This window comes from Corynebacterium anserum (assembly GCF_014262665.1).
GTDB classification, from domain to species: Bacteria; Actinomycetota; Actinomycetes; order Mycobacteriales; family Mycobacteriaceae; genus Corynebacterium; species Corynebacterium anserum.
In genome coordinates, this window is record NZ_CP046883.1 from 1,056,511 (window position 1) to 1,082,869 (window position 26,359).

Sequence of the window (26,359 nt, forward strand, 5' to 3'; positions counted from 1 at the left end):
CACTCAATTACTAGGAGACAGACCTGAAAATAAGAAGCAGTGATAAAAGGAGCGAAAAGCGGCGGAACCGGAACTCTTGATTGTCAGAAAAACCAGGCTTTAACTCCTCAGGGGCAAGAAGATCACTCAATCATACGCACCGCATAGGGAGCCATTCCACCCCAGCGCACGTCACTTACCTGTACGTAGCTTCCAGATTGCGGAGCCTCAAGCATCTTGCCATTGCCCAAATAGAGAGCCACATGTTGGGAGCCATTAGCACCCCAAAAGAGCATATCGCCGCGTTTCATTTCGGAAGCAGGCACTTGACGACCTGCGTTGTATTGCGAGCCAGAGTAGTGATCAAGCTGGATGCCAACCGCGTAGAAGGCGTACATCATCAGTCCGGAGCAGTCGAATCCTACCTTGGCATAGTCGCCATGCGCATCGGCTACACCATAATCGCGGATACCTAAAGTAGGGCCGTGATAGTTACCTCCGCCCCAGGCATAAGGCACGCCCTGTTGAGACATGGCGCGAGCAATTACCGCTTCAATTTGTTCGGATGCGGAGCCCTGGGCAGTCCCAGTTTCTGTCTTATCAAGTGCATCCTGTACCGGATTGGTGCCGGCGGTGGTGTTATTTCCGGATGTAGTGCCCGTCGTTCCTGTCGTAGCTGAGTCGGTTGCTGTACCATCCTTGGTTCCCCCAGAGGCTCCAGCCCCTGAGGTCGCACCGCTCGCCGCTTCTGTGCCGGAAGTGCCAGTGTCCGTCCCCTGCGTTGGGTTCTGAGAGGCGCCCGCTGATGGGTGAAGTTGAGCTTGAGCATTGTCATATTCGCGACCTGCTGAGTCTCGACCTGCTGCTACTGCGTCCTTTAGCGCGCGTTTTTGATTGCCGTGCTCGTTGTAGCTGCTGAATCCAGTCATCACGGCGTCATTTCCGGCGTTAATTAGACCATTAATTGCAAGCTGACGCTCACGGTCTCCAGACGTATCGGCGGCAAAATCCGTATCGACGTCCGGTGCTGTCCCTAGGGGGTTGGACGCATCAGGTTTGTGTGCCTCGGCGTTGCCGGTAGCAGGAGATTCTTGTTCGGCAGGTGTGAGGGTGCTGTCTTTTGTCCCAGCGGTAGTCGATTGCTTGCCTGTGGTCTTTGAGGCTGCATCCGTAGGGACGGACGTTGCGGTTTTGTCAGCGACGGAGACTCCAGGCGCTGGAGATTGTTGCGTGTCTACTGCAGAATCCTGTGCTTGGGAATCTTCAGCCTTGTCCGCTGCAGATTCCGCTGCTCGCCGCTTATCCCAAGAGGATGCTCCAGGATTAGCCTTAGACACATTGTTTACTGCTTTACGTGCGGCATCGAGCTTGCGCTGAGCGGTTTTCTGCTGCTTAATGAGCTCTGCTAACTTAGCAGATTTCTCTTTGAGCTGCTCCATGGCTGTAGCCAGTGCCTTGTTGGCATCTTGATGAGCCTTAACCGCGGCAGATACGGCATCGTTTGCAGCGCTGCGGTTAGCGCGCAGAGAGGACTCTTCATTTGCAGTCTGAGTGCGGGCTAAATCCAGCCGATCGACTGTGTTTTCCTGACGTTGGGCCGCAAGCCGAATCATGGTGGAACGATCCAACGTGTCGCTCACGGCATCAGCACCGGCAGCGAGATTTATGGGGGAACCGTCACCGCCGGCGTTGTAAGTAGAACGCGCAAGTTGATCCAACTCTTTTTGAGCTTTGGCAACGGCGTCATCGGACAAAGAAAGACGATCCCGTGCGTCCACTACTTGGTTCTGCGCTTTTTGTGCTGCATCTTGGGCTTTGGCTAGGTCGACGCGAGCTTTATTGGCTTGTTCCCTCAGCCCGCCCATTTCTAGTTCCATGCGGGAAACGGCGCCCTTAGCTTCCGACAACTGGTTGACCAGATCTGCCAGGTAGCTTTCGGCAGTTACCGTCTCTTCTGCTTTGGCAGGGTGCGTTGCGACCTGGAAAGTCATGCCTGCTGATACTGCGCAGGCCAGCAGGGCACGGGACGACCGAGCAATGTTGACCGTCTGCAGTCGACGGCTTGCGGCACGTTGGAACACGTTGGTCTCTCCTGAGTTGAACGACTCGCAACGGGTAATTGAGACCCTGTCTGCCCGGTCCGGCTGTCCACACTTCCCCATGCGGTCAGTACCGGTCCCGCTGCAAAGAGGATCCCAAAAATCACTTTGAGATCATCCCGTTACAAAAGATGACAAGTGAACCCTAGGACACAAGAGAAACGACAAGGTACTTCAATCCCTTAAGTCACAAATGACACATATGTACCCTTAGTCACGGCATGCGGCTTGACCTGCATAAATTTGCCCAGAAAAAATAACTGTGAACTATGTCACATTTTTAGTTTGTTCCGCGAGTTGCCTTGAACTGAGCCTTAGTTGCCGTTCAAGTCTGGAGTGTTGATTTACTTCGGTAAAGTCTAAAAGCTTGACCGTTACGTGTGGTTGGTTGGGTGGGTGGGGTGCTCGGGCGAGTTTTTCAGGAAAAAGAGAGGTAGAGAGGTAAGGAAGCAGTAGCGGTAGCAGTAGCGGTAAGCAGAAAGCAGAAAGATATCGGCGCCGAAATGAGAACCTAGGTGCGGTTCTGTCCACCGAAGAATCGAGTAAACGCCACACTGAAGATTGCTGCTAATGCGGTGAGGGTCAAGACTATAGCGTTTACTGTTCCGTAGTTAAGGTCTGTTCCATGCACAGTGTTGATGAAGGTCTCAACTTCCGCGGGGTGGAAAGAATTGACCATGAGATACTGGGTGTCTTGAATTTGGCCACGTGTCAGCTTGTCGGAAATAATCCCGGGAATTCCTTCGGCTTGCACGATGATGGTGTTTGCATCAACTTTGCTCTTGAGGGCTTGCGCGAGGTCGCGAGTTTCATCCATGCGCATCACGCCCGGATAAACGACTATTTTTGTGGCGCCCAGATCTTCGGAGATATGGGGGGCTGTTGTTCCATTGAGGATGTTGTCGTAGTGCTCTTGAATGCTGGTGGTCTCCTCGCCATATATCTTTACTACTTCCGGCGAGAGGTAGAGATCTGAGTGATGTAAGTGACTGGCTATGTCATCAACATTGATGTTTTGAGGAAGCATTGTGGGTGGGGCACCTCATATTTGTAGAAGTAAAAAATGGTCGCTGTGAGCCCGAGTGAAGGTGGATCTTGCAGGATTTTTACCATTAGAACCTTTTCGGGGGTGGTCCCGACACGCGTGTTTCTAGCAGATTAAGAACAGTACGAGCGTCCTGTTAAAATTGGCGGTGACGTTGCGGGGCTTTGCTGACACAATGGGCATTGGTTTCCCGCAGATGCGTCCTTGACGATTTTGGGACCATCTACTTGGTGCGATCCATAAAGGTTGTGCCTTGCGGTGGCCGCACAACGACTACGAGAAGAGACTCAGGAGCATACAGTGACTGAAAGCATCAACTCTTTTGACGCTAAGGGCACCCTGGAAGTCGGCGATAAGTCCTACGAGATTTATCGTCTGTCTGCTGTGCCCGGTATGGAGAAGCTGCCATATTCCCTGAAGGTTTTAGGCGAGAACCTTCTGCGTAACGAGGATGGCAAGAACATCACTCGCGAGCACATTGAAGCTATCGCAAACTGGGATCCAACCGCGGAACCAAGCATTGAGATCCAGTTCACCCCTGCCCGCGTAATCATGCAGGACTTTACTGGTGTTGCCTGCATCGTGGATCTGGCAACTATTCGTGACGCTGTCGTTGCCCTCGGTGGAGATGCCGATCAGGTTAATCCGCTGAACCCAGCGGAAATGGTTATCGACCACTCCGTTATCATCGAGAACTTCGGTGACGAGACAGCTCTCGAGAAGAACGTCGCCATCGAGTACCAGCGCAACGATGAGCGTTATAAGTTCCTTCGCTGGGGTACCGGAGCATTCTCCAACTTCCGTGTCGTGCCTCCAGGAACTGGCATCGTGCACCAGGTGAACATTGAGTACCTGGCACGCTCCGTATTTGATAACAACGGTGTTGCATACCCTGATACCTGTGTGGGTACCGACTCTCACACCACCATGGAAAACGGCCTGGGTATCTTGGGCTGGGGTGTAGGTGGCATCGAGGCTGAGGCCGCAATGCTTGGTCAGCCGATTTCCATGCTCATCCCTCGCGTCGTTGGATTTAAGCTACACGGCGAGATCCAGCCTGGCGTTACGGCAACCGACGTGGTCTTGACCATCACCGACATGCTGCGCCAGCACGGTGTGGTGGGCAAGTTCGTTGAGTTCTACGGCGCAGGTGTGGCAGAGCTGCCACTGGCTAACCGTGCAACCATCGGTAACATGTCGCCAGAGTTCGGTTCTACCGCTGCTATGTTCCCAATCGATGAGGAGACTGTTAAGTACCTCGAGCTGACTGGACGCGATAAGGAAACTCTCGAGCGCGTCGAGGCTTACGCTAAGGAACAGGGCATGTGGCTGGATCCTGAGGCTGAGCCAGAGTTCTCTGAGTACCTCGAGCTGGATCTGTCCACTGTCGTGCCTTCCATCGCCGGTCCAAAGCGCCCTCAGGACCGCATCGAGCTGTCCGACGCAAAGGCTCAGTTCCGCAAGGATCTGTTTAACTACGTCGACGCTGCAGAGGGTCAGGCTGCAGAATTTGACGCAGAGGGTGGCGTATCCGGCGAGACCCCAGCCTCCCCGGCTGACGCTAAGGGCAACATTCCATCTGCAGCCGCTTCCGCAGAAGGCCGTCAGTCCAACCCAATTGAGGTTGAGTACAACGGCAAGAAGATGGTGCTGGATCACGGTATGGTTGCCATCGCCTCTATCACCTCCTGCACCAACACCTCTAACCCATCAGTGATGATCGGTGCTGGTTTGCTTGCCCGTAAGGCTGCTGAGAAGGGTCTGACGGCTGCCCCATGGGTGAAGACCTCCATGGCTCCAGGTTCTCAGGTAGTGAACGGCTACTACGAGAAAGCCGGTTTGTGGAAGGATTTGGAGGCACTGGGCTTCTACCTCGTGGGTTACGGCTGCACCACCTGTATCGGTAACTCCGGCCCACTGCCTGAGGAGATCTCCGCCGGCATCAACGAAGCGGATCTGGCAGCTACCGCTGTGCTTTCCGGTAACCGTAACTTTGAGGGTCGCATCAACCCAGATGTCAAGATGAACTACCTGGCATCTCCAATCCTGGTCATCGCCTACGCCATTGCCGGCACCATGGACTTCGACTTCGAAACCGACTCCCTGGGTAAGGACAAGGACGGCAACGATGTCTACCTGAAGGACATCTGGCCATCTACTGAGGAGATCGAGGAGACTATTGCCTCCTCCATTACCAAGGAACTCTACGAAGCTGACTACGCCGATGTCTTCAAAGGCGACGAGCGTTGGCAGAACCTGCAGACTCCAACGGGTAAGACCTTCGACTGGGATGAGAAGTCCACATACATCCGCCGTGCACCATACTTCGACGGCATGTCGAAGGAACCACAACCAGTTACTGACATCAAGGGCGCTCGCGTCCTCGCTCTGCTCGGTGACTCTGTGACTACCGACCACATCTCCCCTGCATCCACCATTAAGCCTGGAACCCCAGCTGCTCAGTACCTGGATGCAAATGGAGTGGCTCGCAAGGATTACAACTCCCTGGGTGCGCGCCGTGGTAATCACGAAGTGATGGTTCGCGGTACTTTCGCAAACATTCGTCTCCAGAACCAGTTGCTTGATGGCGTATCCGGCGGCTACACTCGCGACTTCACTCAGGAAGGTGGCCCACAGGCCTTCATTTACGACGCTGCACAGAACTATAAGGAGCAGAACACTCCTCTCGTGGTTCTGGGTGGCAAGGAATACGGCACTGGTTCCTCCCGTGACTGGGCTGCCAAGGGTACCCTTTTGCTGGGCGTCAAGGCGGTTATCGCTGAGTCCTTTGAGCGTATTCACCGCTCTAACCTCATCGGCATGGGTGTGGTTCCATTGCAGTTCCCAGAAGGCGAGTCCTGGAAGACCTTGGGTCTGGACGGTACCGAGACGTTCGATATCACTGGGATCGAGGAACTCAACAACGGCACCACCCCTAAGACCATCAAGGTCACAGCTACTAAGGACAGCGGTGAAAAGGTCGAGTTCGATGCCGTGACCCGCATCGATACCCCGGGTGAAGCTGACTACTACCGTAACGGCGGCATTTTGCAGTTCGTGCTGCGCAACATGATGGCATCGAAGTAAGGCTCTTCAAAAACGAAGAGCAATACGCGCGATATGCCTCATGTACGGCTCAGCCGTACAAGGTAGTTAAAGCGATAAGCGGTGGGTCCGAGACAGTAGCGTTCGGCCCGCCGCTTTTGTTCTCTAGTGCATCGCATTCTTGAATCATCCACACAGGAAGTGGGTTTTGGTATGCCCAAAATCGCTGATCTGAATATGGACGAGAAGAAGGAAGAGATTCTCGTCGGAGCTCGACGTTGCTTTGCTGCGTATGGCTACGAAGGAGCTACCGTGCGTAGGTTGGAGGAAGCCACTGGTAAGTCTCGTGGAGCAATTTTTCACCACTTCCGCGATAAGGAAACTCTGTTTCTCGCATTAGCCCAAGAGGATGCTGCCCGTCAGGCTGATCTGGTTGCCCGGGAAGGGCTGGTTGAGGTTATGCGTGACATGCTCACCCACCCTGAACGTCATGAGTGGCTTGCTACACGTCTGGAAATCACCAAGCTTTTGCGCACTGACCCTGTGTTTCGTGCGCGATGGATGGAACATCAAGAGGTGTTGGACACAGCTGTTCGGCAACGTTTGGAACGTTTGGCGGAGGATGGTCGTATGCGTGATGATGTGGATCCGTCAGTTATTCACCTATTCTTGGAGACTCTCATGGACGGTTTCATCACCCGTTTAGCATCCGGTGGCTCTACCGAGGGATTGGATCGAGTACTTGATCTTGCGGAAAGCACGGTGCGTTCCGCACCAGTAGCATAAAGCTTCGCCGCACGTTATTAAGTGCAAGGGCACACGCTGTTAGGCATCGCCTCGTGTGTTGCTAAACACCACGATGCTGCGCATCATAATTTGTGCCCGCCTCGATACGTTTGGTGTGGTGCGGTTCTTGGCCGCATGCCATCGACGTAGAGGCGGGTCTCTCTTTTCTGTACCCAGCGTGCTATTGGTGCACCAGCCTTGGCGAGCCACCACGCATGTTGCGAAAATGCGAGGCACCGACCAGTGACAGAGCCATCCTCTTGGCGTTCGATGATGAATGCTTCTTCCCCCCTTTCGATATGTCCCGATAGCGTACCGTAGACCAACACCGTGCGCGTGGTCGATTTTTCGAGATGGAGAATCCGGCATGGGTTAGACGTTAGACCAAATCGCAGGACAATGACATCCCCGACCCGTGGCTGCATGGTGTACGTGGCTGTTGTGCCCAGGGTCTCTCTTCCCGCAGTGTCCAGGCTCTCCTTCTCCGCGGCAATTATGGTGTCTTCTCCTGTGCAGCCTATGGTGTCACCAACAGTGGACTTTCGTGTGTTGTGCAAGTGGCTGGAATCTCCGTCGGGGTTGCCTCGGGCTCTTGTCCTGGTATTTACACCGACGTGTGCGTGCCTGTGTACTTGCCATGTGAGGAGCCGGTAGCTGGCAGCCCGGAGTGCAGCATCCCCTTTTCCAATCACTTCGGAGTAATCGGTGATTTTCCATCGTGGATCACTGGTGGCGTCGGATAAAGGGTATCCAGCGAGCATCCTCATAGTCCACAGTCTCAAGGTAGAGGGGTAACTCAGCTCAGTTGGACTCATGCTCAGAATTCTCATGGCTCCACATTAGAATGAATCCCATGTATGCGATTATGACTGTCACTGGCGCGGACAGAACCGGCATCATTGCCGCCGTAACCTCCGCTCTCGCTGAGCTCGAGGTCAATATTGTGGATGTGTCCCAGACTCTCATGTCAGGCTATTTCACAATGATTCTGCGCGTGCAGTTTGACGAAGCAGCTACTTCACTCAAAGCTATTCAAGATCGGTTGAACCCGGTCGCAGAAGAGACTAAGCAGGCTATTCGTATCCAATCAGAAGCTCTCTTTACCGCCATGAATGAGATTTAGCCATCCAAGCGCAGCAAAAGCTGAAGGACATCACAAACAGTGTTTAATCCCAACCGTATTCTCGATACGATCGAGATGATCGATAAATATCGGCTGGACATCCGCACGGTCACCATGGGTATTTCTCTCTTGGGGTGTACGCGTAGCAGTATGTCCGAGACGTGTCAGGCTATATATGACCGAGTAACCACACAAGCCTCACGGCTTGTGAATGTATGCGAAGGTATCGAAGCTGATCTGGGCATCCCCATCGTTAATAAACGTATTGCAGTAACCCCTATTTCCTTGGTAATCGCCGGTGTGGATGGAAGCCCAGTTGATGCTGCACAAGCACTCGATAAAGCTGCGAAAGAAGTGGGGGTGAACTTTGTAGGTGGATATTCAGCCCTGGTGGAAAAAGGGGCCACGACTAGTGAAAAGGCATTAATCCGTTCGATTCCCGAAGCGCTTGCCGAGACGGACGTAGTGTGCTCTTCCGTGAACATTGCCTCTTCACGAGCAGGTATCAATATGAATGCCGCAGCACAAATGGGACGGGTGATTAAACAGGCAGCACAACTGACTGCAGATCAGGATGCAATAGCCTGCGCAAAGCTCGTTGTGTTCGCTAATTCCGTTGGGGATAACCCGTTCATGGCAGGCGCGTTTCACGGCATCGAGGAACCCGACTGTGTGGTCTCCGTCGGAGTCTCTGGTCCAGGTGTGGTGGATCGAGCCCTCGGGAGTTTATCGGGAGCCACTCTTGATCAAGTAGCCGAAGAAATTAAAAAAGCCGCGTTTAAGATCACACGTGCAGGTCAGCTGGTGGGCTCTATGGCCTCAGAACGCCTGGGGGTCCCGTTTGGGATTATCGATTTGTCGTTGGCACCTACAGCCGAATTGGGTGACTCCGTGGCACATATACTCGAGCACATGGGGCTGGAGCAGGTGGGAACACATGGGACGACGGCGGCGCTGGCCCTATTGAATGACGCAGTAAAAAAGGGAGGGATGATGGCATGTTCCCGTGTAGGTGGGCTCAGCGGTTCGTTTATTCCTGTGTCTGAAGACAAGGGAATGATTGATGCTGTGCGTGCCGGCGTAATCACGATGGACAAACTGGAAGCCATGACCTCGATTTGTTCCGTCGGCTTCGACATGATTGCCATTCCGGGCGATACCTCAGCGGAAACCATTGCGGGAATGATTGCTGATGAGGCGGCGATCGGGGTGATGAACCATAAGACGACCGCTGTGCGGGTAATCCCTGTCCCGGGAACAAAACCCGGTGATGAAGTGAATTTTGGCGGCTTGTTAGGCTATGCGCCGGTGATCCCAATAAACGAAGTGGGCAATCGCGAATTCGTCCATCGCGGAGGCTTCATCCCAGCTCCTATTCATGGGTTCCGAAATTAGAACCGTTGATAATTGGAATGCAATTGAGCCACAGATTGGGCAGAGCGTGCAGCAATGCAGAAAAGTACCGTGAAAAAGACGGTGAATGTTAGGGAAAGAAGGCATGACTGACTCCCCGAGCTTATTTCGCTATGCGCGGACATCCCCGGTCATTGAGGATAATTACGGCGCGTTGCGGCGTGGAAAGGAAAATGGTGTATTCCGGCAACCCTGTCCGCTGCCAGCAGAGAATCCTGCGGTGTTGGCCGCGCTTGAATCTCACGGCAGAGTGCCAGTTGACGGCCTAAAAAATGGAATGGCAGGCTCTCAGGCGTTACTCAGTGCGGTGTCGGTTAGTTTGATCATTCTTGGGACATTCTTATGCGTGTTTACAACCCGTTTTGGTGGTTGCGTAGCCGGCGGTGTTATAGCGTCGATTGGAATTGTCATTCTCATCGTTGATGTGTGGTCCATCCGTAGGCGACAAAGGGATGTCGCTACTCTGTCGGAGGCTTGGCACAATGGTTGGCTGCGTTTTGCTCCGGCACAAGTTGGCGGTGTGTGGGTGTCTTCCTCCACACGACATGGTAATCAGCGCGAATTGCGTGATGCTGATTTTCGTTACCGGTACCGTGCGCTGGTTGAGGTACATCCTATGGATGGGAGCGAACCTTTTTATGTGCGAACCGATGAGTTCGATGTGGATGCCGACCGCGAGGGTCTTCCCTACGGCTTGAAAATGGCCGACGGACCCCTCGACATGTTTGAACCGGAGTTCTCCAATGGATGGACCGTTGCGCGATGGGTTGCTGGCATACCGGAGTCAGCCACAATTACGACCGACCTTAACGTAGAACAGATTAAGGCTGTACTCAGAGCCGCGGGCATCCGGTAATCGTTAAAGGCTGAGAATAGCTGAGAATATGTGCCGTTGCGGCAGCGTTCTCGTGTATTCTCACCCCTTGCTGTTAGCGTTTCTTTAGAAAATCCAACAAAGGATCGACGCGGGGTGCAATATGTTGACGCAAGATGATGTCGGTACGCACCCTTTGCACACCAGGTATCGCCATCATCATCATGGTGATGTTTTCTAGGTGTTGGAGATCTCGTGCAGTCACTCGGCAGGTCAGGTCTTCGGCTCCTGCCGTGGAGTCTGCGTAAATGATAAAAGGTATATCTTTTAGCTTGGAGACGGCTACATCGAGTGAACGTTGTTCCATTGTGAGATGTACGTCGGCACTGAGCGGGAAACCTAGGGCAGCGGCGTTTAGTGTGGGGGCGAAACTTTCGATCACGCCGCTGCCGACTAACTTGTCGAGACGGGACTGAACAGTGCCCCGAGCTACACCTAATCGGCGTGAATACTCGCGTACGCCGGCACGCGGCTCCGCTCGCATGAGCTGAATGAGATCAAGGTCCAGGCGGTCGAGTTTTGACTGTTCGGGCGGCATAGTGCACCTCCAATTAGTACTAGTTAATGAGATGATGAAATGTGGCAATGGCTCGGTGTGCTCCCGATAATGGTGAGCAATCGGTCTAGTTTTGTTCACCAAATTACCAGCTTGCTGCGCAGATGGTATCGATTTTTAGTAGACGCTGGACTCGTGAATGGCAACAGCAATACTGTGTGATCCACAACACAAACAGTGTGATTATTGTTCCACAGAGCAGGTGACTCCAGCTATGACATCGACGATGAACCCCAGCACCACGGGGACTTTCAAAGACAGCCATTACGAACGCAGCCCCCGGAGCGTCGAGGATCTTTTGACCCGTCGCTATACTGCTCGGCAGGGTTCGGTGCACTTGACCGGAATTCAAGCCCTCATACGAATGATCTCGGATCGCCAGCGGGCAGATGCAGCCCGTGGACTGCGGACCGCAAGCTACGTGAGTGGTTATGAGGGGTCTCCCCTGGCAGGTTACGATCTCGAACTTAGCCGCCAGAAGAAACTCTTAGAAGATCACCGTATTTTTCATCAGCCCGGTGTTAACGAAGAGTTAGCAGCTACCGCCGTTGAAGGCACCCAACTCACAGCTGCTGCCACCCTCAAGGATGATATTGATGGTGTGGTTGGTTACTGGTATGGCAAAGCCCCCGGGTTAGATCGCGCTGCTGATGCAATGCGGCACGCGGTGATATGCGGCACAAATGGGAAAGGCGGTGCCGTGGCCATCGTTGGGGATGATCCCACTGCGAAATCGTCTTCAGTTCCTTCCAATTCAAGTCGCCTCTTGGCAGACCTTGGCATGCCAACCCTGGTTCCTACGGATGCATCCGATGTGTTGAGCCTTGGCACTCATGCTGCGTGGATGTCTCGGGCGACTGGACTATGGGTGGCGCTACGTGTCACCACCGCTGTTGCGGATGGTTCAGCCACTGTCGTGTTGGACGACGTCACTGCTCCCGAGCCCCCCACTACCCCGCACACACCACACGCTAAAGTTCTGGGACAGCCACTTTTGGCGCTCGATGCTTCCAGAACTGGTGAGCGCTTGAACCGTGCTATTGCCTATGCTCGCGAACACCATATCAACCGCTTGGTGCAGGCCTCCCCTGACGATGAAATTGGCATTATTGCCTCGGGTGCAACCTACTTGGAGGTTGCACAGGCGTTGCGCACGTTGGGGGCAGGGCAATGCCCGCCGAGAATCCGACTTTTGCGGCTAGGTATGACGTACCCTCTGGATTCCGCTGAGCTTTCTGAGTTTGCCGCTGGACTAAAAAAGATTGTCGTTGCTGAAGACCTCGGCACCTATCTGGTGGAATCTGTACGCACCGTGTTGTACGGAACGAGCCATCGCCCGGATATTATCCATACAACAGCTCCAGAAAAGTTACTGCCCCGCCTACTTAAGGATGAAGGCATTGACATTATGGAGACCAAGAATCCGCCGCGGCTCATGAATTTGCCTCTGGCGGTGGCACCGCGCACGCCGCACTTTTGTTCGGGATGCCCTCACAATGCCTCCACCAGAACTTCCCCTGACACTTTGGTGGGTGCCGGCATCGGATGTCATGCCATGGTTCTTCTCATGGATGATCAACGCGTGGGTAATGTTATTGGCACTGCTCAAATGGGTGGCGAGGGCGGGCACTGGATTGGCATGAGCCCCTTTGTGAAAGAAAAGCACCTCGTTCAGAACCTCGGCGACGGTACCTTTTGGCACTCTGGATCACTGGCTATTCGTGCGCTTATCGCTTCGGATGTGAATGTCACGGTGAAACTACTCCACAACGGAACTGTTGCGATGACGGGCGGTCAAGATGCTGTTGGAGGGCGCGGTTTACGTTCAATTGTGGACATGCTGCAGGCGGAGGGCGTGGGAAAAATTGTCGTTACTAGCGATAACGTTTCGCGTACCCGAAAAATGCTGCCCCGGGGAGTCGAGGTGAGGGAGCGTTCTGAGCTCGCCGCTGTCCAAGAGGAACTGGCAGCAATCAAGGGTGTCACAGTGTTAGTGCATGACCAGCATTGTGCTGCCGAGAAACGTCGTTTTCGTAATCGGGGCCAAGCGGAAAAACCGAAGACCGCCGTGGAGATTAATCCCCGCATCTGTGAGGGCTGTGGTGACTGCGGTGAGAAATCAGGTTGTCTCTCCGTCCAGCCCATTGACACGGATTTTGGGCGTAAAACAAAGATTGATCAGACCAGCTGCAATTCCGATTACACCTGCTTACAAGGCGATTGCCCGGCGTTCGTGACCGTGACACCCGGAGCCTCAGACATTCGCGCGACGGCGCAGAGCTCACCGATAGGAATGGAACACCAGATTCATGCAGCGGACTTACCAGAGCCAACAATGACTCCATTGGCGGATCGGCAGGCACATAGTGTCCGCATCACTGGTGTGGGAGGTACAGGAGTGCTTACCGTTGCAGCGGTACTCGCTACCGCTGCGCAACATGAGGGTTATTTTGTGAGAGGGCAAGACATGACAGGCCTCGCGCAAAAAGGTGGTTCCGTGATTAGTGATGTCCGTTTGAGTACTTCTTTTATGGATCACCCTGGACATATTCCTGCTGCGGGTGCTGATGTGTTGCTGAGTCTTGATGGCTTGACTAGTGCTGCAGACGAGACGCTGGAAGTGCTTAATCCGGAGCGCACTATCGCAGTGATTTCTACGACTGATCAGCCTACCGGGAAAATGGTGACTGAGGTCCGCGCCGAGCGCACAAATAGCGCACTCATCTCCCGCGCATTGAGTTCGAGAGTTCAACGCGCAATCTCCGCCGATGCGGGAGATCTTTCCACACAACTTTTTGGCGTAGCGACCTACCAGACGATGATTGTTTTAGGCGCGGCAATTCAGGCGGGTGCTATTCCCGTCAGTGCCGCGGCGATTGAAAGGGCTTTACGGGCCAATGGACGCTCTTCTGAGCTTAATGTTCAGGCATTGAGGCGGGGTCGCCAGCTCATCGCTGCCCCGCAAGAATTGGAGCGGCTGCTTGCACAGCCCCAAGGGGTAGAGAGCATGGAAAGTACAGTGACCGTACCTCGAGCCAACAATGAAGAGCCCTTATGGAAAACTGACATGGACATGCGTGCACAAGAATTGGAAGCATGGGGAAATGCGGCGGTTGCATGCAGGTATAAAGAGGATGTTCGGCGCATCGCTGAGGCGGAACGGCGTATTGATCCACGTTCCACTGAATTAGCTCTGGCTGCGGCTTTCGGGCTGCATAAGCTACAGGCGTATAAGGATGAGTACGAAGTGGCGCGCTTAGCTGCTGATCCTGCCTTCGCTCAGGACATTGAACGCCGTTATGGTGCTGGAGCAAGTACGAAAATCCAGCTCCACCCACCGATCTTGCGTGCAATGGGGCTTAAGAAGAAAATTGGTGTGAGCACGCGGTTCATGCCTGCGCTCAAGGTGCTCGCCGCTGGAAAGCGACTACGCGGTACGTCGTTGGATATCTTCGGCTACACCAAGCAGCGACGCGTCGAGCGTGAATTAGCTGAAGAATACCGAAATGTACTCCTCCGTCGTAGTGCGGAAATGTCTAGCGCAGAAGATTTAGCCAGCCTCGTCGAGTTAGCTCGGGAAGCTGATTCTGTGCGCGGTTATGAGGAGCTGAAGATCAACTCAGCGTTGAGACTGCTGGCGTTGTTGCGCGAACCTGACCGACGGTCACACTAGAGAATGAGTCGAGCTGCTGGGGTTGTTTGCGACAACTGCCCGCTCGGCAGCTTCACCAATAGATGAGTGAAATAATGGATATAGACAAAGCTGTCTGTTAGTGTGGGCTTGTGAAGTTTGTACTGCTATCTCCACGCCGAGGCAAAGAAGTCATCGCTGCCGAATACGATGATTTCCTCACCTTTTCTGGACTGACCGAACAACAGCTCGAAGTTCGTGTTTTGGACCAGCCCGATAGTTCTTTGGGCGACTTTTCGGATGTCACCGGAGTCTTTATTGGTGGAAGCCCCTTCACCATCACGGATCCGATTGACGACGAGTGGCAGCCGGCCATTTCCCAGCGCCTGGTTCACTTTGTGAAAGACGCAACCGTTCACCGGCGTTTCCCCATATTGTCCACGTGTTATGGCACCGGAATGTTCGCCCATTATATGGGTGGGCGCGTGGGACAAGAACACAGTGAGGAACCAGGACCTTCTGTGGTTCAGCTCACTGAAGCTGCAGAACATGATGTCCTCACCCGGGGACTTCCCCGCGAATTTTTGGGACTCGGAGCGCATAAGGATTCAGTTGAGCAGCTTCCAGCAAATGCGACGCTCCTTGCGACGGGGCCCACATGCCCAGTGCATATGTACCGCATCGGTGACAACGTGTGGGTCACTCAATTCCACCCAGAATTAGATGGAGACCGAATTACAATTCGACTGGGATTCTACGACCGCGCCGGCTACTACTCCGAGGAGAAGGCCAAAGAAATTTACGCATCTCTTATCGGACACGATACATCTGCTGCCAACTCTCTCATCTCTCGTTTTGTCACGTATGCGGTCAGTCTAGAAAACAAAAACGAGTGTCATTAAGATCCCTCACTATGAATTATTGCCAGGCAGAATGGTACGACGCAGTAGCGCAAGAATACTGGCGTGAGACGAAACCGCTCCTTCTTGATGTACTTCAACCGTGGAGCGGTGAGACGGGCTTGGCTGCGGATATTGGTGCTGGCACGGGTCTCACCACGCAATTGCTCGCCACGGTTTGCCGGGGAGAAGTGCTCGCGTGCGAACCCGAAGAGGCCATGCGGGTCGGAATTATGAGCAAAATTGCCGGTGAGGATGATATGCGCCGTCGGGTCACTATCGCACCGTGGACAGTACACGATCTGGTTAGGACCGTGGATGAGCCAATAACACTCATCACTGCGATCTCCATGATCGATCATCTTCTTCCCTCCGAACGCGCCGAACTTCTTCAGTGGGCTGCAGCGCATTTGATCCCGAAAGGCGCGTTGATTATTGGTCCCTATGAGGACACAGGAGCTCCGAATACGCGAGATAATGGCGTCACCACACCCATGCAAGACGAAAAACTTGGGAATTGCTATACATCGGAATACGTGGGGCGTTTTCGATACGAGGGATGGGCTAAGCTCGATGATTCTCACCAACACACACGATGGTTGATGACGTGGCAGCTTTATGAAGGGGATTCACTACTGGAACAACGGTCATCCGATTTTATTGTTTATCCAACGAGTCGCCAGGAACTAATTAATCAAGCAGAGGACGCTGGTCTTGTTGCGCGAAGCGACGGAACTTTTGTAGTGCTGCAACCGCAAATTGAGGTGAGCTAGTTTTACGGCAGCGTTTTAGAGGGGGCCGGGCGTGCTCCTTATCGGGCCAGGGCAATCAGTCCGACCTGGGCATGTGCCAGCCTATTCGTTTCCAGTTAGGCTAGTTCCACGATCTCCATGTATTCATCTGACCATAGGTCTTCCGTACCGTCTGGAAGGATGATCACGCGCTCGGGGTTAAGAGCTTTCACAGCACCTGGATCGTGGGTAACCAAAACCACTGCCCCGGTATATGTGCGCAGGGCATCCAGTACCTGTTCTCGCGACTGCGGATCCAAGTTGTTCGTTGGCTCATCGAGCAAGAGGACATTAGCACGGGAACTAACGAGCGTCGCCAGAGCCAGCCGCGTCTTCTCGCCACCAGATAACGTTCCGGCCGGTTGGTTCAGTTGATCACCTGAGAACATGAACGCGCCGAGCAATCCACGCAAATCCTGTTCACCGGCGTCTGGGCAGGCAGACACGGCATTTTCCCACACCGTGCGGTGAGCATCAATGGTGTCGTGCTCCTGAGCAAAGTAGCCAATCTTCAATCCATATCCGGACACCACACCACCTTCACCATCAACCCGTTCCACACCGGCGAGCAGTTTGAGCAGCGTGGTCTTACCCGCACCATTGAAACCTAGTACCACAACACGGCTGCCCCTATCAATGGCCAAATCTACACCGGCAAAAACCTCCAACGAGCCGTACATTTTTGTAAGACCCGTGGCATTCAGTGGGGTTTTACCGCAGGTGGCCGGTTCGGGAAAGGAAATACTGGCCACCTTGTCTTCAACGCGTACATCGTCGAGTTCATTCATCATGCGTTCTGCGCGCGCTGCCATCTGTTTGGCTGCCTTCGCCTTCGTGGCTTTTGCCCCCAATTTGGCCGCTTGTTGTTTCAAAGCTCCGGCTTTTTTCTCCGCATTAGCCCGTTCACGGCGGCGGCGGGCTTCATCTGTAGCTCGCGCATCGAGATACTTCTTCCACCCCATGTTGTAGACGTCGGCTTCGGCACGCACGGCGTCGAGAAACCAAATCTTGTTGCATACAGCATCGAGAAGTTCGACATCGTGGCTGATCATGATGAGCCCACCCTCATGTTTGGAGAGAAAGTCACGCAGCCAGGTGATGGAATCCGCATCCAGGTGGTTGGTTGGCTCATCGAGTAGCAGCGTGGTTTGCGAACGTCCCGAACCGGCGGTGGCAGCGAAAAGAATCTGGGCGAGCTCGACACGCCGACGCTGACCGCCGGAGAGAGTCTTTAGCTGTTGGTCGAGGACTCGTTCCGGTAGTCCGAGAGCATCACAAATCCGCGATGCTTCGCTATCGGCCTCATAACCACCTAACGCATAATATTTCTCTTCCATCCGGGAATACTTGTTTACCGCAGCGTTCCGCTCCGAATCACGGGTGGCGGTTTCCATTATCTCTTGTTGGCGTTCCATGGAGCGTCTGATTTGGTCGAGACCTCGCGCCGATAACACTCGATCGCGCGCAGTTTGTTCGATGTTTCCTTCCTTAGAATCCTGAGGAAGATAGCCAAAGTCTCCGCTCCGGATGACCTTGCCCCCGTAGGGTTCGCCTTCGCCGGCAAGGATCCGCATAGTGGTGGTTTTGCCTGCACCGTTGCGCCCAACGAGTCCAATGCGGTCGCCAGGTTGCACACGCAAGTGCTGTCCCGGTGCATCAAGGAGTGTACGGGCACCGACACGTACTTCGAGATCTTCGGTCACAATCACAACCGTCCACGCTATCACCGTGGGCGCGCGTTATTCTCATTGTGTTAGGGCAATGAACCGTGATGGATGAGGAATTACTTGTTGATAGAAGACAACCCTTCTCCCCCAACGCCGGCATCGGGTGCACCGCATCTATGGATTAAAGGCCTAGGGCCCGCTGGCGCACTGTTGGCGTTCAGGGCGGCCGCCCGTGGTTGGAGGGTGACTGGCTGTGATCCTCGTGTGGAGTCTACTCAGCGGCTGCCCGCATGGCCTGCGACCTACGGGTTGCTCGATTCTGAGGTTCCTGTCTGGGCGAGGGATTTTGTGTCCGCGCCCATTGAACTTCGTACTGTGACATGTTCCGAGCGTCCTGCGCCTTTTCGTTATTGCATGCTCAACAAAGAGGCGTTACGCACTGCTGTTGAGGCAGTGGGGATACGTATTACGTCTGATCTGCGCCCCCCTCACGACGCTACGATGGTAGCTGATTGTACGGGCGCGCCTACCGACTCCAGTGCATACTGGCAACTTGCGGTGGGCATTGTGCTGCCTTATTCCTTCTTGCGCAACGCCACCCCCTCCCCCATCTTTATGGATTGGTCAGCAACTACTGGACGACCACCGAGTTTTCTCTACGTCCAACACCTCGAACGTGGTGTGCTTTTCGAAGAGACTGTTTTGGCAACTGGTCTGTCCCCCCATGCTGTCATTCCTGAACTAGAACGGCGGATAGAAGCTCGTCTAGACGAGCACTTCCGGGATTGGCGCTCACATGCCCTCCCTGATCGCGAAACCGTTGTGATACCCATGGGGACACGACGAGCACGCTTTCTTTCGATCCATGATTTCAGTCCAACACCAACGAATACCTCTGAAGACAAAGTACTCTCGGGCGCAAGCACACTGCCGAGAATCTACTTTGGAGCTGCGGGAGGGATGATCAATCCAGCAACGGGTTATTCCGTGGGGGGAGCCATGAGTCAGGCCGATGCGTGTTTGGATTCTTTAGAATCCGCGGGCGGGTATTTATTAAGTGGCACCGAGAGAGCACGCGGGAGAATCAAGCTGCACCGCAAGGCTAATGCTGAATTGGCCTTCTATCTACGTCGTTTGGGTTCTGAATTAATTAGTCGGGCTGATGGCCCGACGTTATCAAGCTTTTTCGATGCATTCTTCACTCTCGATCTTGCACGCCAACTTGCCTATCTCACTGGTCACGATGGGATCGGTGTAATGGCGTCAATGTGGGCGATGCGCTCCATCGTTGGATGGCGGCATCCTTTCCTCATGCCTTTGTGGAAAACTCCACGGCAAGTGCTGCGTGCAGTGCTAAAGAACAAACGATGAAAAGAAGGGTGATAAATACGACAGCGAATTTTGTGGGAAGCTAGACAGAAAATCCCAGGTATCGTAGCTGTTCGCGGCCCTCTTCGTTGATCATTTGAGGCCCCCATGCTGGTGTCCACACCCAGTTAATGCGCAGCTCTGAGATCTCCTGGAGTGTTCCCACAACGGCAGAATTGGCTTGATCCTCAATCATGTCGGTCAGAGGGCATGCAGGGGACGTCAAGGTCATATTCACCACCGCGGTGGAACCCTCGACCCACGTGTCATAGACGAGGCCTAGGTCCACGACATTGATGCCGAGTTCCGGGTCAATGACATCCATGAGGCACTCTTCGATCTTTCCGGCCATCTCGATCTGCTCCGGAGTCTGGTCGACAGGAGGCTGAGGAACCTCATTCATTGGATTGGGGTCCATTTCTGGCGCGGAAGGGTTATCGTTTGTGGTTTGGTTCTCAGTCATTGTGTTGCTTCGCTTTCCTGTCTGCGGGTGTTATTTGTCGGCGGGGATAGGTAAGAATACGTGATTACTTGTGGCTTAGCCGCGAGATTTGGTGGTTGTGGTGCTCGACTGGCAGTGCATCTGCGACCTTCCAGTGCTGTGTTGGCTAAGTAGTGCTCATGCTTTTTGCCGTAGAACAATGGTGGAGCGTAGTTCTCCGGAACATCATTCGGTGTTTCCGGGTTGTTCCTTACGCGCTCCAGCATCGTAGGCGGCGGCTTCGAACGCTTTCCACCCCAGGAGGGCGCACTTCACTCGCGCTGGGTATTTGGACACACCGGCGAACGCTACTCCATCGCCGATGATCTCATCATCGCCGTCAACTTTGCCACGAGAAGTAATCATCCGTTCAAACTCAGCGAGCTTTGCAAAGGCGTCGTCCACCGGGAGCCCGACAATTTCCTCTGCCATCACCGAGGTCGAAGCCTGGCTGATGGAACAGCCCACGGCGTCGTAAGAAACATCCACCACTGTCTGTTTATCTTCGCTGAGAGTTACGCGCAGGGTCAGTTCGTCACCGCAGGAGGTGTTGACGTGATGGACTTCGGCGTCGAATGGCTCCCTCAAGCCTGCATGTTGTGGATGTTTGTAGTGATCCAGGATCACTTCCTGGTACATCTGCTCAAGTTTCATGGCTACTGACTTTTCTCTATAGAAGGGCTGTACGGGGACTATAAGACTGCTTGATCTGGCAGGTAATAAGAAAACTGGCTGTCTGTCAAGCAACAAAGAGACTAGCCCCGAACCGTACCGAAGAATCTTTGTGCTTGCTTGATTGCTTCAACCAGGACGTCTATTTCTTCTCGGGTGTTGTAGATATAGAAGCTGGCACGAGCTGTGGCTTGCACTTTCATACAGGTATGCACTGGCCAGGCGCAATGGTGACCCACGCGGATGCAGACACCGTTGTCATCCAGAACCTGACCCAGATCGTGTGGATGAATACCATCGACAACAAAACTCACCGCAGAACCCCTATTGTCCGTCGTGCAGGGACCAATCAAACGCAGAGCCTCAACGGTCTGCAACTGTTCTAAGGCATAGGCAGTGAGATCCTGCTCGTGAGCGGCAACCTTATCCATGCCCAATTGCTGAAGGTAACGAACAGCTGCGCCTAGACCCACTACTTGGCTCGTCATTTGAGTGCCTGCTTCGAACCGTTGTGGAGGCACAGCGAAGGTTGTTGCCTCCATCGTCACCTTCTCGACCATAGAACCTCCGGTGAGGAAAGGAGGAAGTACGTTGAGATGAGCGGACTTTCCGTACAACACGCCGATTCCGTTTGGCCCGAGCATCTTGTGGCCGGAAAACGCCGCGAAATCAACGTCTAAGGCATGGAAATCAACAGACATATGGGGTACTGATTGGCACGCGTCGAGCACGAAAAGAGCTCCCACAGCACGTGCGCGCCGTACGGCTTCCTCCACGTCCAATATGGCACCGGTGACGTTGGATTGGTGGGTAAGGGCTACAACCTTAGTGTTTTCGTTCAGAACCAGGCTATCGAGGTCGATACGTCCATCGTCGGTGAGCGTGTACCATCGCAGGGTTGCGCCAGTGCGCGCTGCTAATTCTTGCCAAGGAACTAGATTGGCGTGATGCTCTAGCTCGGAAACAACAATCTCATCGTTCTCCGTCACCTGAAGCGCTCCCGCACGCTGATCCCCCAGTAGATACGCCACTTCATTGAGAGCTTCAGTGGCATTCTTCGTGAACGCCAATTCGTCAAAATCAGCACCGACGAAGTTAGCAATTGACTCACGCGCTTGTTCGTAGGCGTCGGTAGCCTCCTCTGCGATTTCATACGCTCCCCGGTGAACAGGGGCGTTATGGCGGGTGAGGAAATCCCGCTCTGCATCCAGAACCTGGACTGGACGCTGTGCGGTCGCTCCGGAGTCTAGGTAGACGAGGGGGCGGCCATCACGGACGGTCCGGGACAGGATCGGGAAATCCTTCCTGATTGCAGGAATGTCCAATGATGTGCTCATGTGCGGGCGCTCTCCTATGTGTGCACGATTATCTGCGCAAAGTGGGTGTGATTAATACGGTATGGCGCTGTGCGCCAGGAAACGACAAGCAGCCGAAAACCAGAGATACCTAGCCGTAAAGATGGCGAAAGGCCTGACCCCGTGGCGAAAGAATCTCACGCACCTGGCCAGGCCCTGCAGTCTTAAAGGCCCAGGAGGTTGTTAGATAAACTTCTCGTAGCCTTCTTCTTCAAGCTGCAGTGCCAGCTCAGGTCCGCCGGACTTGACGATCTTGCCCTTTGAAAAGACGTGAACGAAATCGGGCTTCACATAGTTCAAGATGCGCTGGTAGTGGGTAATCATGACCACACCACCTTCTTCACGTTCCTTGTAACGGTTGATGCCCTCGGAAACGACGCGAAGTGCGTCGACATCCAAGCCAGAGTCAGTCTCATCCAGAACAGCAAACTTGGGCTTGAGCAGACCGAGTTGAAGTACTTCGTGGCGCTTCTTTTCGCCACCGGAGAAACCTTCGTTCACAGAACGCTCGGAGAAAGACGGATCGATTGACAGCTCTTCCATTGCACCGCGAGCTTCCTTTACCCACTCACGAATTTTCGGAGCCTCACCGCGAACCGCGGTGGCTGCAGAGCGAAGGAAATTAGCCATCGATACGCCAGGGACCTCGGTGGGGTATTGCATCGCGAGGAACAGTCCAGCACGAGCGCGCTCATCCACGTCCATTTCGAGGATGTTCTCGCCGTCTAGCAAGACTTCGCCTTCGGTAATTTCGTAGCGTGGATGTCCCGCAATGGCGTAGGACAAGGTGGACTTACCAGAACCATTAGGGCCCATAATCGCGTGGGTTTCCCCCGACTTCACAGTCAGGTTTACGCCGTGGAGGATGGGCTTCGGAGCTTCGTTCTCGTCCGCCGGAACAACCTGTGCATGCAGGTTTTTGATCTCAAGGGTGCTCATTGAAGTGAAAGTTCCTTATTGTTGTGAAATTGGTGTGTCTGAAAGCGTTGGTGGCTCTCGCAGAGAGCTATAGAACGGTGTTCTCCAGCTCTTCGGCCACTTTGTTCTCGAGCTGTTCGCGGACAGACTCCAGCGGAATTCGCTTGATCACATCGGTGAAGAAGCCGCGTACGATGAGCATTTTTGCTGCCGCCGCAGGGATACCGCGGGACTGCATGTAAAACATCTGCTCGTCGTCGAATCGGCCGACGGTCGCAGCATGGCCTGCTCCGACGATTTCTCCAGTTTGGATCTCCAAGTTAGGTACAGAATCTGCGCGTGCACCCTTGGTAAGAACCAGGTTGTTGTTCTTCTCGTACGTATCAGTGCCGGTAGCCTCCGGGCGAATGAGTACATCACCGATCCATGCTGTGCGGGCATCCCGCGCGTTATTACCCTTCTCAGGCTCGCCCTGCAGAGCTCCCTTGTACAAAACATTGGAGCGGCAGTTCTTAATGGAGTGGTCGACTAGGAGACGCTGCTCGAAATACTGGCCCGCATCAGCAAAGTACAGTCCTAGCAGCTCTGCATCGCCGCCCGGAGCGGTGTAACGAACGTGTGGAACGGAACGAACCACGTCACCGCCGAAAGCTGCGTAGTAGTGGCGGACAGTGGCGTCGCGCCCTACCTCGATATGAGAGTTCGACAGGTGTACACCATCTCGGTTCCAGTCTTCGAACAACACCGTGGTGAGCTTTGCTCCATCGCCAACGACAAATTCGATGTTGTCCGAGTGGGCGCCAGAACCGACATATTTCACAATGACTACTGCCTCGGAATGGTTCTCCAATTCCACGACGAGGGTGCCGTACGATACCTTGTCCTCACCCGCGCCAGTGATGGTGATGATCACTGGCTCGTCGAGCACTGTATCCTTGGCGACTTTGAGGTAGTCGGCTGTGGTGGTTTCTGCCCATGCTTGTGCAGCAGCCCGATCGACTGGTGCGCCAGCACGACCGATGCGCTCATCGCTGGGATCCAGCTCTTCGTAGCTGACACCCTCCGGCGCCTCCACGGAAATAGTCGCACGTTCACCCTCTACAGCAGAGCCATCGTGAAGTCCGCGTAGGCGACGGAGAGGGGTGAAACGCCAATCTTCGTCCTTGCCCTTGGGAATCGCGAAGTCTTCGACATTGAAAGAGGTGAAACGGTCGCCCTTAGTCTGGTGTTCGGTTCCAGCCTTCACCGGGGTAATCGTTGCCTCGGTCTCAGTAAGTGGGGTTGTCATCTGTTTTAGCCCACCGATCCTTCCATCTGCAGTTCGATCAGTCGGTTCAGCTCAAGTGCGTACTCCATCGGAAGTTCCTTGGCGATCGGTTCTACGAAGCCGCGGACGATCATCGCCATCGCTTCATCTTCTTCGATACCGCGGGACATCAGATAGAACAGCTGATCCTCAGACACCTGCGAGACTGTCGCCTCATGTCCAAGGGTGACGTGGTCGTTGCGGATGTCGTTGTACGGGTATGTGTCAGACCGCGACACGGAATCTACGAGGAGCGCATCACACTCGACGTTGGATGCAGAGTGGTGGGCATCCTTGTTGATCTGAACCAGGCCACGGTATGCAGCGCGGCCGCCAGAACGAGCTACCGACTTAGAAACAATGTTCGATGAAGTGTGCGGAGCCATGTGTACCATCTTCGCTCCGGTGTCCTGGAATTGTCCCTCGCCTGCAAACGCAACAGAAAGAACTTCGCCCTTTGCGTACGGGCCGGTCATCCACACAGCCGGGTACTTCATCGTCACCTTGGAACCAATGTTGCCATCGACCCATTCCATTGTGGCAGCCTCTTCACACTTGGTGCGCTTCGTGACGAGGTTATAGACGTTATTCGACCAGTTTTGGATGGTGGTGTAACGGCAGCGGCCACCCTTCTTCACGATGATCTCAACTACCGCGGAGTGGAGAGAATCGGTCTTGTAGATAGGTGCCGTGCAACCCTCGACGTAGTGAACGTAGGCATCCTCATCAACAATGATCAGGGTTCGTTCGAACTGACCCATATTTTCAGTGTTAATACGGAAGTAGGCCTGGAGAGGGATGTCAACGTGAACACCCTTGGGAACGTAGATGAAGGAGCCACCCGACCACACAGCGGTATTTAGCGCGGAGAATTTGTTGTCGCCCGCAGGGATCACGGAGCCGAAGTACTCCTCAAAAAGCTCTGGATAGTCCCGTAGTCCAGTGTCCGTATCGACGAAAATGACACCCTGGCTTTCCAAATCCTCACGAATCTGGTGATAAACCACCTCTGACTCGTATTGGGCAGCTACACCTGCAACGAGGCGCTGGCGCTCAGCTTCGGGGATACCCAGCTTGTCGTAGGTGTTCTTGATGTCTTCTGGTAGATCTTCCCAGGTCTGAGCCTGCTTCTCCGTGGAGCGCACGAAGTACTTGATCTGGTCGAAATCGATGCCAGACAAATCCGCTCCCCACGTAGGAAGTGGTTTCTTTTCGAAGATTTCTAGCGCCTTAAGACGGCGCTGTAGCATCCACTCCGGCTCATTTTTCTTGGCAGAGATGTCACGAACGACTTCTTCATTGAGGCCGCGACGTGCAGAAGCTCCTGCTACGTCCGAATCGTGCCAACCGTAGCCATATGCGCCGATGGAGTTGATGATCTCTTCATCGGTCTGTGGTTGCTGTGCAGCTTGAGTCATATCCTAACTTTCCTTCTTGGGGGAAGGGTGAATAGTTGTCAGCGGAATGTGGGTGGTGCAAATGCCGTTACCGTCGGCGATAGTCGCCAGTGGCTGGGTGTGTTGCCCAAGCAATTCCGCGACCACCCGGTGTTCCGCCGCGCACAGTTCAGGGAACTCTTGCGCGACATCCTGGATTGGGCAGTGGTGCCGACAAATCTGAACACCACCTGCAGCATTTCCAACCGTCGCAGCATAACCCCGGTCCGATAGTGCGTCCGCGATCGCCCTTGCCTTTGCGATCACATCTTCATCATTACCCGTGGAAGTCGCGTCGGTAGTGGCGATGCTCTTGTTCTTATTATCGGTTTCCTCAACATCGCTGAGCAGGTCATGAATGCGTTCGGCAGCGAAGTTTTCCACAGCCGCTTCACCACCAGCCTGGCGCAGGGCGCGAAGTGCAAGCAATGCCAGGGTGTCGTAATCATGTCCAAATAGCGAACGGCCGGCGTCGGTCAATCGGAACATCTTCGCCGGCCTACCACGTTGGCCGGATCGTGGAACGCTCATGATTTCGGCGTAGCCGTCCGCAACAATGTTGTCGAGGTGGCGACGCACGCCAGCTGCGCTGAGGCCAAATTCCTCGCTAATGTCCGTGGCACTCACCGGTCCATGACGCAGAACATGGAGCAAGATGCGGTGCCGAGTATCGTGATCGCTCACCTCAATGGACACCTCATTTCCTTCTCGTTATTGATGCGCCGTGATCGGCAGTCTCCCTATTGGGCGGGATCCATGCGGCCACTCATGATTAGACAACACGAATGTTACGTAAATTATTTCCTTTGTCTACTAAGGTTTCCCTATCTCTCGCACCCAATGTCGAGTGAACCGAGCACTCAACAACAACACACACCGTGATACCCACCCCAAGAAGCAGACACAGACGCAGTA

General features: G+C 54.1%; 21 protein-coding genes. 9 read left to right on the forward strand and 12 right to left on the reverse strand.

Going from position 1 to position 26,359, the window contains the following annotated elements:
- Positions 1–122: 122 nt before the first annotated feature.
- Together GP473_RS09550 and GP473_RS04395 are read right to left on the reverse strand one after the other, a co-directional pair.
- A complete protein-coding gene (locus GP473_RS09550) occupies positions 123–2,060 on the reverse strand; it encodes a DIP1281 family NlpC/P60 protein (protein ID WP_281381148.1) in 1,938 nt (645 codons plus the stop codon).
- Between the two features lie 529 nt (positions 2,061–2,589).
- Entirely contained in the window at positions 2,590–3,105 is a 516-nt protein-coding gene (locus tag GP473_RS04395; RefSeq protein WP_186277205.1) for an Rv1476 family membrane protein, read from the reverse strand.
- Positions 3,106–3,423: 318 nt separating this feature from the next.
- Between GP473_RS04395 and acnA the strand changes: the two genes are divergently transcribed.
- On the forward strand, positions 3,424–6,210 hold the full coding sequence (gene acnA / locus GP473_RS04400) for an aconitate hydratase AcnA (RefSeq protein WP_185769754.1): 2,787 nt from the start codon (positions 3,424–3,426) through the stop codon (positions 6,208–6,210).
- Positions 6,211–6,381: 171 nt separating this feature from the next.
- Positions 6,382–6,954 carry a TetR/AcrR family transcriptional regulator gene (locus GP473_RS04405; protein ID WP_186277206.1) on the forward strand — a complete coding sequence of 191 codons (573 nt, stop codon included), beginning with the start codon at positions 6,382–6,384 and terminating at the stop codon, positions 6,952–6,954.
- A gap of 83 nt (positions 6,955–7,037) precedes the next feature.
- On the opposite strand, the gene GP473_RS04410 is transcribed toward GP473_RS04405, so the two are convergent.
- Positions 7,038–7,769: a DUF1990 domain-containing protein gene (locus tag GP473_RS04410; RefSeq protein ID WP_186277207.1), complete on the reverse strand. Its 732-nt coding sequence runs from the start codon at positions 7,767–7,769 to the stop codon at positions 7,038–7,040.
- A gap of 38 nt (positions 7,770–7,807) precedes the next feature.
- Here GP473_RS04410 and GP473_RS04415 point away from each other — a divergent pair, with 38 nt between their 5' ends.
- The 3 genes from GP473_RS04415 to GP473_RS04425 all read left to right on the forward strand — a co-directional run bounded on the left by GP473_RS04415 (position 7,808) and on the right by GP473_RS04425 (position 10,346).
- Positions 7,808–8,077 (forward strand): ACT domain-containing protein, encoded by a 270-nt coding sequence (locus tag GP473_RS04415; RefSeq protein WP_185770667.1) that lies wholly within the window; start codon positions 7,808–7,810, stop codon positions 8,075–8,077.
- A 39-nt stretch (positions 8,078–8,116) separates the two neighbouring features.
- A complete protein-coding gene (locus GP473_RS04420; protein ID WP_281381149.1) occupies positions 8,117–9,472 on the forward strand; it encodes a PFL family protein in 1,356 nt (451 codons plus the stop codon).
- A gap of 103 nt (positions 9,473–9,575) precedes the next feature.
- Positions 9,576–10,346, forward strand: a complete 771-nt coding sequence (locus GP473_RS04425; protein ID WP_185769757.1) for a hypothetical protein — start codon at positions 9,576–9,578, stop codon at positions 10,344–10,346.
- Positions 10,347–10,419: 73 nt separating this feature from the next.
- On the opposite strand, the gene GP473_RS04430 is transcribed toward GP473_RS04425, so the two are convergent.
- Entirely contained in the window at positions 10,420–10,902 is a 483-nt protein-coding gene (locus GP473_RS04430; RefSeq protein WP_185769758.1) for an Lrp/AsnC family transcriptional regulator, read from the reverse strand.
- Positions 10,903–11,146: 244 nt separating this feature from the next.
- Here GP473_RS04430 and GP473_RS04435 point away from each other — a divergent pair, with 244 nt between their 5' ends.
- The 3 genes from GP473_RS04435 (at position 11,147) to GP473_RS04445 (ending at position 16,223) form a co-directional block, all read left to right on the forward strand.
- Positions 11,147–14,593 (forward strand): indolepyruvate ferredoxin oxidoreductase family protein, encoded by a 3,447-nt coding sequence (locus GP473_RS04435; RefSeq protein ID WP_246394919.1) that lies wholly within the window; start codon positions 11,147–11,149, stop codon positions 14,591–14,593.
- Positions 14,594–14,703: 110 nt separating this feature from the next.
- On the forward strand, positions 14,704–15,453 hold the full coding sequence (locus GP473_RS04440; RefSeq protein ID WP_185769760.1) for a glutamine amidotransferase-related protein: 750 nt from the start codon (positions 14,704–14,706) through the stop codon (positions 15,451–15,453).
- A gap of 11 nt (positions 15,454–15,464) precedes the next feature.
- A complete protein-coding gene (locus tag GP473_RS04445) occupies positions 15,465–16,223 on the forward strand; it encodes a class I SAM-dependent methyltransferase (protein WP_185769761.1) in 759 nt (252 codons plus the stop codon).
- 95 nt (positions 16,224–16,318) lie between these two features.
- On the opposite strand, the gene GP473_RS04450 is transcribed toward GP473_RS04445, so the two are convergent.
- Complete coding sequence (locus tag GP473_RS04450; RefSeq protein ID WP_186277209.1) at positions 16,319–17,950, reverse strand: ABC-F family ATP-binding cassette domain-containing protein; 1,632 nt, start codon at positions 17,948–17,950, stop codon at positions 16,319–16,321.
- 78 nt (positions 17,951–18,028) lie between these two features.
- Between GP473_RS04450 and GP473_RS04455 the strand changes: the two genes are divergently transcribed.
- A complete protein-coding gene (locus GP473_RS04455; protein WP_186277210.1) occupies positions 18,029–19,279 on the forward strand; it encodes a lycopene cyclase family protein in 1,251 nt (416 codons plus the stop codon).
- Between the two features lie 40 nt (positions 19,280–19,319).
- Here GP473_RS04455 and GP473_RS04460 read toward each other — a convergent pair whose 3' ends face one another.
- The 7 genes from GP473_RS04460 to GP473_RS04490 all read right to left on the reverse strand — a co-directional run bounded on the left by GP473_RS04460 (position 19,320) and on the right by GP473_RS04490 (position 26,140).
- Entirely contained in the window at positions 19,320–19,739 is a 420-nt protein-coding gene (locus GP473_RS04460) for a metal-sulfur cluster assembly factor (RefSeq protein WP_185769764.1), read from the reverse strand.
- Between the two features lie 204 nt (positions 19,740–19,943).
- Positions 19,944–20,411: a Fe-S cluster assembly sulfur transfer protein SufU gene (gene sufU / locus GP473_RS04465; protein WP_186277211.1), complete on the reverse strand. Its 468-nt coding sequence runs from the start codon at positions 20,409–20,411 to the stop codon at positions 19,944–19,946.
- Positions 20,412–20,512: 101 nt separating this feature from the next.
- Positions 20,513–21,766, reverse strand: a complete 1,254-nt coding sequence (locus GP473_RS04470; protein ID WP_185769766.1) for a cysteine desulfurase — start codon at positions 21,764–21,766, stop codon at positions 20,513–20,515.
- A 201-nt stretch (positions 21,767–21,967) separates the two neighbouring features.
- Positions 21,968–22,723, reverse strand: a complete 756-nt coding sequence (gene sufC, locus GP473_RS04475) for a Fe-S cluster assembly ATPase SufC (RefSeq protein WP_185769767.1) — start codon at positions 22,721–22,723, stop codon at positions 21,968–21,970.
- Between the two features lie 67 nt (positions 22,724–22,790).
- The gene (gene sufD, locus GP473_RS04480; RefSeq protein WP_185769768.1) at positions 22,791–23,990 is read right to left on the reverse strand and encodes a Fe-S cluster assembly protein SufD; all 1,200 of its coding nucleotides are present in this window, start codon (positions 23,988–23,990) and stop codon (positions 22,791–22,793) included.
- Positions 23,991–23,995: 5 nt separating this feature from the next.
- Positions 23,996–25,426: a Fe-S cluster assembly protein SufB gene (sufB, locus tag GP473_RS04485; RefSeq protein WP_186277212.1), complete on the reverse strand. Its 1,431-nt coding sequence runs from the start codon at positions 25,424–25,426 to the stop codon at positions 23,996–23,998.
- Positions 25,427–25,429: 3 nt separating this feature from the next.
- Positions 25,430–26,140, reverse strand: a complete 711-nt coding sequence (locus GP473_RS04490; RefSeq protein WP_425488595.1) for a helix-turn-helix transcriptional regulator — start codon at positions 26,138–26,140, stop codon at positions 25,430–25,432.
- Positions 26,141–26,359 lie beyond the last annotated feature (219 nt).